This is a genomic window from Bradyrhizobium sp. UFLA05-125, from assembly GCF_059803515.1.
In genome coordinates, this window is the sequence record NZ_JBANBJ010000015.1 from 36,975 (window position 1) to 50,517 (window position 13,543).

11 protein-coding genes are annotated in these 13,543 nt (G+C 63.9%); 3 read left to right on the top strand and 8 right to left on the bottom strand.

What is annotated here, in order from left to right; translation table 11 throughout:
- Positions 1-109 precede the first annotated feature (109 nt).
- The 3 genes from SO156_RS16260 to SO156_RS16270 are packed head-to-tail and all read left to right on the top strand — an operon-like array spanning position 110 to position 3,294.
- Positions 110-1,390 (top strand): FGGY-family carbohydrate kinase, encoded by a 1,281-nt coding sequence (locus tag SO156_RS16260; protein WP_498535493.1) that lies wholly within the window; start codon positions 110-112, stop codon positions 1,388-1,390.
- Positions 1,387-2,256, top strand: a complete 870-nt coding sequence (locus SO156_RS16265; RefSeq protein WP_498535494.1) for a TIGR01459 family HAD-type hydrolase — start codon at positions 1,387-1,389, stop codon at positions 2,254-2,256. The genes SO156_RS16260 and SO156_RS16265 overlap by 4 nt, the downstream gene beginning before the upstream one ends.
- A 9-nt stretch (positions 2,257-2,265) precedes the next feature.
- Positions 2,266-3,294: a class II aldolase/adducin family protein gene (locus tag SO156_RS16270; protein ID WP_498535495.1), complete on the top strand. Its 1,029-nt coding sequence runs from the start codon at positions 2,266-2,268 to the stop codon at positions 3,292-3,294.
- Between the two features lie 23 nt (positions 3,295-3,317).
- Here SO156_RS16270 and lhpI read toward each other — a convergent pair whose 3' ends face one another.
- The 8 genes from lhpI to SO156_RS16310 all read right to left on the bottom strand — a co-directional run bounded on the left by lhpI (position 3,318) and on the right by SO156_RS16310 (position 13,418).
- Positions 3,318-4,277 (bottom strand): bifunctional Delta(1)-pyrroline-2-carboxylate/Delta(1)-piperideine-2-carboxylate reductase, encoded by a 960-nt coding sequence (gene lhpI / locus SO156_RS16275; RefSeq protein WP_498535496.1) that lies wholly within the window; start codon positions 4,275-4,277, stop codon positions 3,318-3,320.
- 11 nt (positions 4,278-4,288) lie between these two features.
- On the bottom strand, positions 4,289-5,572 hold the full coding sequence (locus SO156_RS16280; protein WP_498535558.1) for an NAD(P)/FAD-dependent oxidoreductase: 1,284 nt from the start codon (positions 5,570-5,572) through the stop codon (positions 4,289-4,291).
- A 3-nt stretch (positions 5,573-5,575) separates the two neighbouring features.
- The gene (gene amaB, locus SO156_RS16285) at positions 5,576-7,141 is read right to left on the bottom strand and encodes an L-piperidine-6-carboxylate dehydrogenase (RefSeq protein WP_458150357.1); all 1,566 of its coding nucleotides are present in this window, start codon (positions 7,139-7,141) and stop codon (positions 5,576-5,578) included.
- Positions 7,142-8,019: 878 nt separating this feature from the next.
- Positions 8,020-8,655 carry a response regulator transcription factor gene (locus tag SO156_RS16290; RefSeq protein WP_027521051.1) on the bottom strand — a complete coding sequence of 212 codons (636 nt, stop codon included), beginning with the start codon at positions 8,653-8,655 and terminating at the stop codon, positions 8,020-8,022.
- Between the two features lie 159 nt (positions 8,656-8,814).
- Positions 8,815-9,444 (bottom strand): response regulator, encoded by a 630-nt coding sequence (locus SO156_RS16295; protein ID WP_498535497.1) that lies wholly within the window; start codon positions 9,442-9,444, stop codon positions 8,815-8,817.
- Positions 9,445-9,535: 91 nt separating this feature from the next.
- Positions 9,536-10,354, bottom strand: coding sequence for a sensor histidine kinase (locus SO156_RS16300; protein ID WP_498535498.1), 819 nt, complete (start codon positions 10,352-10,354; stop codon positions 9,536-9,538).
- A gap of 353 nt (positions 10,355-10,707) precedes the next feature.
- Complete coding sequence (gene arcA, locus SO156_RS16305; protein ID WP_458150354.1) at positions 10,708-11,970, bottom strand: arginine deiminase; 1,263 nt, start codon at positions 11,968-11,970, stop codon at positions 10,708-10,710.
- 14 nt (positions 11,971-11,984) lie between these two features.
- The gene (locus tag SO156_RS16310) at positions 11,985-13,418 is read right to left on the bottom strand and encodes a basic amino acid/polyamine antiporter (RefSeq protein WP_498535499.1); all 1,434 of its coding nucleotides are present in this window, start codon (positions 13,416-13,418) and stop codon (positions 11,985-11,987) included.
- Between the last annotated feature and the right edge of the window lie 125 nt (positions 13,419-13,543).

A 13,543-nucleotide genomic window follows, 5' to 3' on the forward strand; every position in this document is an offset into this window, starting at 1 on the left:
GCAGAGGCCGGCCGGGACGTCAATCCCCCAAACGTGCTGCAGTGCAATCGCGGCGGTGATTGTGATCTGGGCCGCCATCGTCAGAGGTGCCAAAGGGAGGTGAGATCCAATGACGGGTATGTTCCTCGGCATCGACGTTGGAACCAGCGGCGTCCGCGCCTGCGCCGTCGATGTGCGCGGCGACATCCTGGGCATGGAAGCGGCCACCCTGCCCCCGCCGCGACAGGACGGTGATGCGATCGACCAGGACCCCGAATTCTGGTGGCACGCGAGCGTTGTTGCGATCAGCAAGCTCGGACGCAGCATCGATCTCGAAGCCGTCGAGCGCATTTGCGTCGACGGCACGTCCGGCACGCTGCTCCTGATCGACGCTGCCGGCCGGCCCTGCACGCCGGGGCTGATGTACAACGATGCCCGCGCGGCGAAGGAAGCCGGGCGCATTGCGTCGGTTGCGCCAAAGGAAAGCGGCGCTCACGGCGCCAGCAGCGCATTGGCGAAACTGCTTCACTTGCTGGGCCACAGCGAAGCGAGAGGCGCGCGTTTTGCCGTGCATCAGGCCGATTGGATCGCCGGCCGGCTGGCGGGCACCCACGGCGTCAGCGACGAGAATAACGTGTTGAAACTCGGCTACGATCCCGTCACGCGCAGCTGGCCGGCCTGGCTCGATCAGCTCGGCGTGCCACACACACTTTTGCCGCGCGTGTTGGTGCCGGGGACGCCCTTTGCCGAGATCGATCCAGCGATTGCCTCGGAGCTCGGCTTGTCGAAAGCGGCCCGCATTACGGCCGGCACTACCGACGGTGTCGCCGCTTTCATCGCGACGCGCGCCGACAGCCCCGGCGATGCCGTGACCTCGCTCGGAACGACGCTGGTCGTCAAGCTGCTGGCCACGCAGCCGATCTTCGCTGCGGATCAGGGCGTCTATTCACACCGGCTTGGCGAGCGTTGGCTTGCCGGCGGCGCCTCCAATTCCGGCGGCGGCGCGCTGCTCGCGCATTTTTCGGCGGCGGAGATGGAACGGCTGACCCCGCAATTGCGGCCGGAGGAACCAACTGGGCTCGACTACTATCCTTTGCCAAAACCCGGCGAGCGCTTCCCGATTGCCGATCCGTCCTTGGCCGCACGCATCACACCGCGCCCGGCAAAGGACCATCGCTTCTTCCAGGCCCTGCTCGAAGGCATCGCGTCGGTCGAATCCCTCGCCTATCAGCGTCTCGCTGCGCTCGGAGCCCCGCAACTGCGCCGCGTCGTCAGCATTGGCGGCGGTGCGAAGAACGCGGCATGGACCGAGATCAGACGCCGCGCGCTCGGCGTTGCCGTCACGACGGCCGAGCAAACCGAGGCAAGCTATGGCGCTGCGCTGCTGGCCTTGCACGGCAGCCCGTCATGAGAGCCGGCACCGTCGAAATCGATGCGCTGAGCGCGATCGCCGACCGGTTCGATCACGTTCTGCTCGACCAATGGGGCACGCTGCATGAAGGCGGCGACGTCTTTCCGGCCGCGCGGAATTGCGTGGCGAAGCTCAAGGCCGCAGGCAAGCGCGTGCTGGTGCTGTCGAATTCCGGCAAGCGTGCACGCAGCAACGAAGAGCGGCTTGTAAGGCTCGGCCTGCCGCCGGAGGCCTATGACGGAATCCTGACCTCCGGCGAGGTGACCTGGGCGGGCCTGCGGCAACGTGTACGCGCCCCGTTCACCGATCTCGGCCGATCATGTTTTCTCATCACGCGCGGCGGCGATCATTCGGTTATCGACCGTCTCGACCTTTCGATCGTGACCGGGATCGAGAACGCCGATTTCATCTTGCTCGCCGGCCTCGATGATGACGTCGCCGAGCCCGAGCACTGGCGTGCGCGTTTTGTCACGGCCGCAGCGCGGCGATTGCCGATGCTGTGCGCCAACCCTGATCTGACCATGTTCAGCGCGAACGGACTGATCCCGGCGCCGGGCGCCTTGGCGCGGTTCTACGAGAAGCTTGGGGGTGCCGTGGCGTTCGTCGGCAAGCCGCACGCGCCGATCTTCGAGGCGGCGCTGGAGCAACTCGGCCATCCCGATCCGAAGCGGGTCCTGATGATCGGCGATTCCCTCGATCACGACGTCGCCGGCGCGCGGGCGAAGGGAATGCTGACCCTGCTCCTCGGTGCGGGCGTGCACAGGGACGCGCTCGCAGGCGCGCCCGATCTGCCGGCGGCGATCCGCATGCTGGCGGGATCGGAAGGCGCGGCGCCGAACTGGCTGATGAATCACTTGACCTGGTGAGGCCTTTCCATGCGGGAGCCTGCGCAACTCGACGATCTCCGCCAGATGTCGGCCCGCGTCGGCCGCAACATCCTGCTGGTGCAGGGCGCCGGCGGCAATTCCTCGATCAAGGATGACGACGTGCTCTGGGTGAAGGCGTCCGGCACCTGGCTTGCGGATGCGGAAGCAAAGGACATCTTCGTTCCGGTGCCGCTTGGTGCAGCACGCGCCGCGCTCAGGCAAGGCGAAGAAAAGATTCCTCTCGCTCCCGATGCCAATACCACGTTGCGCGCCTCGATCGAAACCTCGCTCCACGCGCTCATGCCCCATCCCGTCGTGTTGCACGTCCATTCGGTCAACACGATCGCGTGGGCGGTGCAGTCCGATGCGCGCGAGGAGCTTGCAAGACGCCTCGACGGATTGGCCTGGCGCTGGCTCGACTATCATCATCCGGGACTGCCGCTGGCGAAGGCCGTGAACGATGTTCTGGCCGAGGATGCCGTGGATGTCCTGATCCTCGGCAACCATGGGCTGGTGGTCGGCGCAGAAAGCTGCGCGGCGGCGGAGGTGCTGGTGGACGAGGTGGAGAGACGGCTCGCACTCAGCCCGCGCAGTGCCATACCCGCCGATGATGAGGCGCTCCGTTCAATCTGCGCCGGTACGGATTATCGTTCGCCAAAAGATCCGCTCTGCCACGGCGTCGCGATCGACCGCTTCAGCCGTGCCGTCGCGACGAGCGGCTCGCTGTATCCGGACCATGTCGTCTTTCTTGGTCCCGGCCTGCCCGTGCTGGACCACGGCGAGGACCTGCGCCTCCTGACGTCGAGAGCCCAGGCGGACAGGCTGCCGCCTCCGGTTGCGCTCCTCGTTCCCGGCCTCGGCTGCGTCATTCGCAAGGATGCAAGCGATGGTGCCGAAGCTATGCTGACCTGTCTCGGACTCGTGACCTGCCGTCTGCCTCTGACGGCACAGGTCCGCTATCTCTCGGCGGAGAACGAGCACGCGTTGCTGAGTTGGGACGCAGAACGGTATCGCCAGCAATTGACCGCCGATCGCTGACCTAATGAAGCGGCCTCGCCCATTCAGGAGTCCCACCTGCCGACGAGGAGCGAGGCGGCTGCGAGATCCTCGGACGCCGCCCCGACTGACTTGAACAGGGTGATCTCGCTCTCCTCCAGACGACCCGGCCGCGCACCGCTGGTCAGCTCATGCAGATCGCCACAAATCCTGCCGGCGTCCCAGCGTCCGGCAGCGATCGGCTGGAGCAGATCACCGGCTTCCGCGAGCGCGCCGCCATAAGTATCGACGAAGACGCGGCTGCGGCAGACGGCCTCGTCGTCGCTCTCACGCATGTTGCGCGTGAACGCGCCGACGAGATCGAGATGTGTGCCGGGCCTCAAATATCGACCCAGCACGAGGGGCTCGACCGATGTCGTCGCGCAACTGATGATGTCCGCCTCGGCCAATGCCGTCGGCAGATCGACAACCGTCTCGGTGGCGAACCCTTGCCGGGAGATCTCGCCTGCAAAGGCCTGCGCGCGTTGCAGATTGCGGCCCCAAACGAGCACGCGTGCGATCGAACGCGTGGCGCGGTGCGCAACCGGCAGACAGGCCGCAATGCGACCTGTCCCAATGACAAGCAACGTGCTGCTGTTCGGGCGCGAGAGATACCGCGAGGCAAGCGCGGAAGCTGCAGCCGTCCGCCGGTTTGTCAACGTCTCGCCGTCGATCATCGCACGCGGCCGGCCGGTCGTGCCGTCGAACAGCGTGTAGAGCGACGACACGGCACCGAGGCCGCGGGACGCGTTCGCGGGGAATACCGTCACGAGCTTCACCCCCAGCGCCTTACCCCGCTCCCAAGCCGGCATGGTCAGGAGGTGGCCGGGCGTGTCGGGAGTTCCGACGTCGTAGCTCTGCCGAACCGGCATCGCCTCGCCGCCGCGCCGGAAGGATTCGGCCAGCGCGTCGATCAGTCTGGCATAGTCGAGGCCGGCCTCGACCTCAGCAGCAGTGAAGTAACGCAGCAAGGCATCCTCTTTCATGGTTCGACGACTCAGAGCCGCGCTTCGGTCAGATGAACGAGCTGGGATCCGGCGCGGTAGAGGGCCTCCTGCGCGAAGCGGAAGCGCGGCTCCTCGCAAGCTGCAACCGGCAGCGGAAGGTCGCTTTCAGCGACATGGCCGAGCACGTAGGACGCCAGCACGCCGCCAAACACCGTCCCCGGCGCGATGCCCCGGCCGTTGTAGCCGCTGAAGGCAATGACGTTGCGGTCGAGCTTGTGAAAGCGCGGCAGATTGTCCGAGGTCATGCCGATCATCCCGAACCAGCCGGCCTCGAACCTGATGTCGGCAAGCTGCGGAAACAATTTTCGCAGCGAACGAATGGCCCACGCTCGGTGGATCGCGGCACCGCTTCCATCGAGCGCACCGACGCTGCCGAACACGAGCCGGCCCGCGCGGTCGAAGCGGAACGAGGAGAGCACTTGCTTGGTGTCCCAGGCCCCCTGCCTTTCCGGCAGGATCGACGCCTCCAGATTGTTCGACAAAGGCTCAGTCGCAAAGTTGAAATAAGGCAGATGAATCTGCTCCTGCCGAACCTGCGACCACGGTCCCTGCGCATAGGCATCGGTGGCAACGATCACCCAATCCGCTCGGACCAATCCCGCTTTGGTGTCGATCTTCCAGCGCGAGCCGTCCTTGCACGCAGCGAGAGCGGGACTTTGGGTGAAGATCTTCGCGCCCGCCCCGAGCGCGACGCGCGCGAGGCCCCGGACATAGGCGAGCGGCTGAATGGTGCCGGCGCGCTTGTCCAGCAGCGCGCCAGCGTAGTCGCCGCCGCCGATCTTGGCGCGCGTCACCTCGGCGTTGAGCACCTCGACGGGCGCACCGCGCCGCCGCCATTGCTCGGCACGGGCCTCGATCTCGGCCAGCCCCTTGCTTCCGACGGCGCAATGCAGCGTGCCCGCCCGCTCCGGCTCGCAATCGATGCCGTGCTTTTCGATGAGATCGAACACCTTCGCCGGTCCGTGACCGAGGAGATCGATCAGGCGCTCGCCAAAGGTCTGCCCCAGCGTCGCGGTGAGAGCATCAGGCATGACCCACATGCCCGCATTGACGAGGCCGACATTGCGTCCCGAGCCGCCGAAGCCGATGTCGGACGCTTCGAGCACAGCAACGCCCGAGCCTGCCTCAGCCAGATGAAGCGCGGACGAAATGCCGGTGTATCCGCCGCCTATGACGACGACATCGACATCCAGCTCGCCCACGAGCGGTCTGGTCTCGGGCGCGGCCGGGGCCGTCAGCGCCCAAAGACCGTGCGATCGGGGATCCTGCATCAGGTCTCACACCACGTCGAACTTGACGCCCTGGGCCAGCGGGAGCGTCCGGCCATAATTGATGGTGTTCGTAGCCCGGCGCATATAGGCCTTCCACGCATCGGACCCGGACTCGCGTCCGCCGCCGGTTTCCTTCTCGCCACCGAAGGCACCGCCGATCTCTGCGCCGGACGGACCGATATTGACGTTGGCGATCCCGCAATCGGAGCCGCGTGCCGACAGGAACGTCTCGGCCTCGCGCAAATCGTTGGTGAAGATCGACGAGGAGAGCCCTTGTGGAACTGCATTGTGCAGTTCGAGGACGGAATCGAAATCGCTGTATCTGATCACATAGAGGATCGGCGCGAAGGTCTCCTGCTCGACAGGCCCGGTCTGCAATGCAATCTCGACCAGCGCGGGACGAACGTAGTGCGCATCCGTGGCTCCCTCGACGGCAATCCGCTCGCCACCGTGAACGGCAGCCCCCGCCGCTTTTGCGGCCTCGAGCGCGCCCTGCATCGCACGATAGGCCGCGCCATCGATCAACGGACCAACCAGCGTGCCGGCTTCCAGGGGACTTCCGACGGCAACAGAGGCGTAGGCCCGCTTCAGCCGCGGAACAAAGCTGTCATACACACTCTCATGAACGAAGAGACGCCGAAGCGTCGTGCAACGCTGGCCGGCTGTTCCCATCGCGGCAAAGGCAACGCCGCGCAGCGTCAGGTCGAGATCGGCCGTCGGCGCGACGATGGCCGCATTGTTGCCGCCGAGCTCGAGAATTGCGCGCGCGAACCGCTTGGCGAGCCGCGGCCCCACGGCTCGACCCATCGCGGTCGAGCCCGTGGCCGATACCAGCGGGACTTTCGTATGGTCGACAAGCAGCTCGCCGAGGTCGCGGCCGCCAATCAGCAGCGCCGCGAGCCCTGCAGGCGCGCTTCCACCGTCCTTCGTAAAGCGCGTCAGCGCGCGGTCGAACAGCGCCTGTGTCGCCAGCGCCGTCAGCGGTGTCTTCTCGGACGGCTTCCACACGATGCTATTGCCGCAGACGAGTGCCAGCGCCGCGTTCCATGCCCAGACGGCAACCGGGAAATTGAACGCGGAGATGATGCCGGTCACTCCGAGCGGATGCCAGCTCTCCATCATCCGGTGCTCGCCGCGCTCGGTGGCGATGGTCAGGCCATAGAGCTGGCGGGACAGCCCGACGGCGAAGTCGCAGATGTCGATCATCTCCTGGACCTCGCCGAGGCCCTCGGACACGATCTTGCCGACCTCGATCGATACCAGCCGACCCAAAGCCTGCTTGTTGGCGCGCAGCTCTTCGCCGAACAGCCGGACCAGCTCACCGCGCTTCGGCGCTGGCACCAGCCGCCAGATCTGGAACGCCGCATGCGCCTTCGCAATCAGCGCGGCGGCATCGGCGGCGCTGACTTCCCTGACCTTCCCGACGATCTTGCCAGTGATCGGCGTCTGCACGGCGAGCGTGCCTTCGGTGTAGCTCGCACGGCTCACGCCGAGGTCGGTGAGGAGCCTGTCGACCTCAGCGGCAAGATCGGCGGTGTGAGCTTGGGTCTGAGGGGCTGATGTGACGGACATGACAGGCTTTCCGAAGTCGGCGTTGATTTGGATGGCGCCGTTGCGCTTGGCTGGGCGCGCCGGCCCCTTGATCGAACTGAAGTGGCACGCTGGTCAATGGCTAATTTTCGACAGGCGGCAGCTCGGACATGCCGCGCAGCCATCGAAAACTCGTTGCTGCCCGGCCAAGGAAGCGCCACAAGGAAGTCATGCGGTGTTTGCATGAGCCTGCCGAAGTATTCTAGTCTTTTCAAGGCCGTCAAACGACGATTGCTCAACAGGTCATTCCAACACGGAATAAGATCAACCGTCCCACCGGTTCCTGCCAGATCGATGAAATCCTTGCTGCCATCCACCGCGCCTTGATGACCATAGGCTGAGCAGACCCGAGCGGTCATCTCCAACCTGCTCTCCAGTTTCGCGCTCACGACTCGACGCCAGCCTTAACGAAGATTCATCGACGAAGGCTGCAACTCACACCGATTTGTCTACCCGCGTGAATTGTCAGAGGGATAATTCGCGCGACGCCGAAGTTGACGCCGGGCAAATTGAATGGAGGCTAACATGCAGAGAGCCACGGTGCATGTCGCAGCAGTAATTCTTATTCTGGTTGCAGCGGCCGCAGCCTATGCAAGAGGCAGCGCACACGGCGGAGGTTTGGCGGCGCCAGCCAATCCGGCGGTCCCGCCTTTCCTAACGCCCAGCTCGCGCCTCTTGGACTATGCGCCTCTGCCCGCCGAGCGGCAGGTAACACGGAACGAGGATCCGTCTCTCGCAAGCGAACTTGGGCCCACGCGCGAAGAGAACACCGTCGACAGCAAGCTGGCGATCTGTCGAGGCTGCTGATCGTGCTGCCCGGGGGACCGTCACCGAGACGCGACCTCTCAGGAGGTTGGCCTTTACGGCGCCACCAGCCTCTTGCGAATGGCATAGCGGACCAGCTCAGCCGTCGACGACATCCCGAGCTTGCGCATCGCCGAGGCGCGGTGCGTCTCGACGGTCTTCACGCTCAGCTTCAGGATCGTGCTGATGGACCTGTTGGTATGCCCTTCGGCGATGAGCTGAACCACGCTCTGCTCGCGCGACGTGAGCAGCATGGCCGACTTGTTCTGCTTGTTGAGCTGGTAGTCGTGGAGCAGCTTCTCCAGCAGCAGGCTGGTGAAGTAAGGCCGGCCGTCGAGCAGTGCCTCGATGGCCGAAATCAAGTGGTTTCTGGCATCCGACTTGAACAAGAACCCGCGGACCCCCGCCAGGATGGCTTCGGTCAGCAGTTCCTCGTTCTCGTGCATCGTCAGGATCAGCACTTCCGTGCGCACATGCAGCGCCTTCAGACGACGGCTGACCTCCAGCCCGTTCATGAGCGGCATCGAATAGTCGACGATCACGATATCGGGCCGCGTCTCCAGCGCCAATGCAACCGCCTGCTCACCGTTGGTCGCCTCTCCGCTGACGATCCAGTTGGAGCGGGTTTCGACGATCGCCCGCAGCCCGGAGCGCACGACTTCATGATCATCCGCAATCACGATGCGCTTCACGACGTCGTTCCCGTATGCCGGCCCGCGGGCCCATCGGGCGATCGATGGAGGCGACCGGCAGGAAGATCGAGCGATCATACCGGTCGCGGTCCAGCGGGTTATCCCACAAAACCCTGAAATCCCACGGCGATTGTACTCAAGGGCCTCATACCTTGGGCCTCACACATCGATCAGCCCGGCCCGCACCGCGTAGCGGACCAGCCCGGCCGTCGAATTCACGTCGAGCTTGCGCATCGCCGCTGCCCGGTGCGCTTCCGTCGTCTTGACGCTGAGGTCCAGGATGGAGCTGATGCCTTTGTTGCTATAGCCCTCCGCAACCAGCTTGACGACGAGTTGCTCCCGCGGGGTGAGCGCCTGCCTGCTGTCCATGCCGGAGCTCAGCCCGCGATCCAGTTCGTTCTGACAGCTCCTGGTACAAAACGGCTTGTGCGCCAGAAGCGCCTCCACCGCCGCCAGCAGCAGCTTGTTGGCGTCGGACTTCAGCAGGAAGGCGCGCGCGCCTGCCTGGAACGCCTCCTGCGCGAGCAGGCTGGAATTGTGCACCGTGAAGATCAGCACCTCAGTCTGAAGCGGGTATTCCCTGATCCGCCGTGCGACCTCCACCCCCGTCATGCGCGGCATTGAAAAATCGACGATGGCGACGTGGGGCTGGTTGGCGATCGCAGCTGCAACCGCCTTGCTGCCGTCGTTGGCTTCAGCGACCACCTCCCAATCCGCCCGCTGCTCGAGCACGGCTCGCAAGCCCGACCGCACGGCCTCGTGATCATCTGCGATGAGAAATCGCTTCATGGCAGCGCACTCCAACTTTTTTGACACGGTGGCAGCCCCAGGCGCCAGGCGCGACAGATGATTTCGGCCACCACCGGCGATCAGTTTTCTTTCACGATGTGCCTGCGTGGACCCTCGCGACTGTTGTAGCCTTCCTGTTGCGTTTGCTTTCGACGTAATCGCGCGGGAACACCGCCAGCAATGTGGCGCCGGAATGTCGCGCCGCTGAGTCGGATCGGATATGAAGCGTGCCTCCGATCTGCTGCAATCTGGCCCGCATGGCCGGAATGCCGACGCCCATCACAGCCTTCGTACCGGATCTTGCCCGATCAGCGGGAAAGCCCCGCCCGTTGTCGCTGACCGTCAGTTGAAAATGGCTGCCGGTCGAGGCGATGGCGATTCTCACTTGCGTCGCTTTCGCATGACGAAAGACGTTCGTGAGAGCTTCCTGGATGACCCGGAGCAACGAATGCTGCTTGTCGCGCGACAAGCGATCGATATCTGACGAAATCCGGGTCGTGACGTGCAGCGATGTCCGCGCGGCAAATCCCCGCGAATAGCGTTCGATCGTCGCTTTCAGACCGTCGACGGTCAGATTCTGCGGGTGCACCAGATAGGCGAACGCCCGGATCTCCCGCAGCGCTTCGTCGATCGAGGCATCAATCTCGTCACATAGCTGCGCGGCTCCTGCCTGATCGTTCAGGCAGGTGCGCAGGCGCATCAGGCCGAGGCTTGCAGCAATCAGATACTGGCAGGTTGAATCGTGAAGATCGGACGCGATCCGCTGCTGGATGCGCTCCTGGAGGGACACCAGGCTGGCGCTCGGATGCACGTCGCCTAGTCGTTCTTCCGGACCAATCGACAGCCACTCCCTGACGCTGGCACGGTTCGACTCGCAAGTAGGGGAGCCACGTAGCTTCACGGTACGCACTCACTCTTTGAGCGACCTCGGCATCGAAGCTCGATGCCGAGCCTTCAACGTTCCCGAACGCGTGAGTTGCTCCCTGCCCCGTGATCATCTCTGGATCAGAACCCGCGCCCTCGGGCTTGCGTGATTATACACCGCCGGATCAGGTACACTACCAAGTAGCACCCTATGCCGATTGAAATCCCGAATATGTGAAAGATGAAGTCCGGGTGCGCGTGATTGTGCAGTTCGTGCCAAATCGGCCGCGAACCGACGCTCAACATCGATGCAACAGAGACTAAAACGCCGTCAAACGGGGGGGTGTGGTGGCGGAAACATATTCCGCACCACACCCAAGCGCCCGAGCCCGTCCGCCCCTAATAGTCCACTGCGTCCCGAGTGATCGGGCAGGTCATGCAATGACCGCCACCCCGGCCGCGGCCGAGTTCTGCGCCGACGATGGTGATGACCTCGATCCCCTCCTTGCGCAGCAAGGTGTTGGCGTAGGTATTGCGGTCATAGGCGAATACGACCCCGGGCGACGCGCAGACCAGATTGGCGCCGCTGTCCCACTGCGTACGCTCGCGCATATAGGCGCTGCCGCCGGTCTCGATGACGCGGAGCTTCTTCAGGCCCAGCGCCTCCGCAATGACCTGCACGAACGGCTTGTCGTCCTTGCGCAGTTCGATGCCGGTGGCGTTGCTAGCGGGCCGGTAAGAGAACGCCCTGATGGTATCGACGATGTCGGGATAGATCAGCACACAGTCGCGATCGGCGAAGGTAAACACTGTATCGAGATGCATCGCTGCGCGGAGCTTGGGCATTGCGGCCACGATCACGCGCTCCGCCGCCTTCTTCTTGAACAAGGCAGCCGCAAGCTGGCTGATCGCCTGCCGCGAGGTGCGCTCGCTGAGGCCGATCAGAACGTTGCCCTTACCGATCGGCATGACGTCGCCGCCTTCCAGCGTGGCAAGACCATGATCCTGGGTCGGATCGCCCCACCAGACGTTGACCTTGCCCGCAAAATCTGGATGGAACTTGTAGATGGCCGTGGCGAGGATCGGCTCTTCATGCCGCGCTGGCCAGTAGAGCGAATTGAGGGTGACGCCGCCATAGATCCAACAGGTCGTATCCCGCGTGTACAGCGTATTCGGCAGCGGCGGCAGCAGATACTCGGTCATCCCGGCTGCCTCGCGAATGAGCCGCAGCGTCTCGCCGCCATGGGCGTCCGGAAAATCGTAGGTCGAAACACCGCCGATCAACGTTTCGGCCAGTTCACGCGGCTTGAGGCTTTCCAGATAGGCGCGCAGGTCATCGACGAGATCCGGCCCGACCTGGTTGGGAACGACCTGATTATCGAGAATCCATTTCCTGGCCTCGGGGATCGCGACGGTCTCGGTGAGAAGGTTATGCATCTCGACCACTTCGATGCCGCGGTCGCGCATCTTCTGCACGAAATCGAAATGATCGCGCTTGGCGTTGTCGACCCACAACACGTCGTCGAACAGCAACGTGTCGCAATTGGACGGCGTGAGGCGTTGATGGGCACGGCCAGGCGAGCAGACCATCACCTTGCGCAACTGTCCGACCTCAGAATGCACGCCGAAAGCAGTGGAGGAGTCCGAAGCTTGCTTTGCCATGGGGGCTGCCTTGCCTAGATGGTGATGTAGCCGGTGACCAATCCGTGAATTCCGACCACGGCGCCGATCACGGCCACGATGAAGATGATCCATTCGACCGGCTGAAAGACCTTTGCCTTCTGCTCCAGGCGAGCCCAGAAATACAAAACCGTACCGGGCGCGTAGAGAATGGCGGCCAGCAGCAAGTATTTCATCCCAGCCGCATAGATCAGGAAAAGCGTGTAGACGACGGCGATGCCGGTGAAGATCAGGTCGCGCCTGCGCTGGTCCGGACGTTTCTCGTAGGTCTCGCCCCGCTTGACCAGCAAGAGCCCGTAGGCGGCAACCAGGAAAAACGGGATGAGATTCATGACGCTCGTCAAATTGAGCATGAATGCGAACGCGTCTCGCGACCAATAGGTGCTGATCACGAAGAGCTGGACGACCACGTTCGTCAACCACAGCGCCGCGGCCGGCACCTTGTTCGCGTTCTCGGTGCCGAACACCGCCGGCATGTCTCGGGTCCGGCCGGCGGCAGAGAGCACTTCGGCGCAGATCAGCGACCAGGCAAGATAGGCGCCCAACACCGAAATCAGGAGTCCGATACTGACGAAGACGGCGCCCCAGTGCCCGACGACCGCCTCCAGCACCGTCGCCATCGACGGCTGCCGCATGTCCGCGATCTCGGCGCGCGGGAGCACGGCATAGGGCAGCATGGTGACGAACACCATCAGGGTCGTCACGATTACGAAGCCAAGGATCGTTGCGGCTCCGACATGGGAACGCTCCCTGGCATAGCGCGAATAAACGCTGGCGCCCTCAATGCCGAGAAAGACGAACACGGTGACGAGCATGGTCGCGCGAATCTGCTCGAACAGGCTCTTGTCCGGCATGCCCTCGCCGCCCCAGAAATTGGCGCGGAACATGTCCGCCTTGAAGGCGAAGATCAGGATCGCGATGAAGACCAGGATCGGCACGATCTTGGCGATGGTGACAATGGTGTTGATCGCGGTCGCCTGCTGCACGCCGCGCAAGATCATGAAGTGGAACAGCCAGATGCCGATGGAGGCGACAATGATCGCGGTGACGGTGTTGCCATCGCCGAACACGGGAAAGAACGCGCCGAGCGTCGACTTGATCAGAACCCAGTAGGACACGTTGCCGATGCAGCTCCCGGACCAGTAGCCGAGCGCGGACAGGAAACCGGGATAGTCGCCAAATCCCGCCTTCGCATAGGCATAGACGCCGGCATCGAGATCGGGCTTGCGTTCGGCCAGCGACTGGAAGACGCGGGCCAGTGTGAACATGCCGCCGCCGGCGATGCACCAAGCAAAGATGGCTCCGAACGGGCCGGTTGCGATACCGAAGGTCCGCGGCAACGAGAAGATGCCCGAGCCGACCATCGATCCGACCACCATCGCGGTCAGCGCGAACAGCGAAAGCTTTTGCGTCGATGACGTCGCGGTCATGGAGGCCTCGCACAGCCGGCAGCGTCTTCCAGCACCTTCGGGTTGCGACTATGCGCCGTCGATGTCACAGGGAACATCGGGTGATTACCTAATCGCGGATCAGGATTCCCCTCGCTGGACACCGG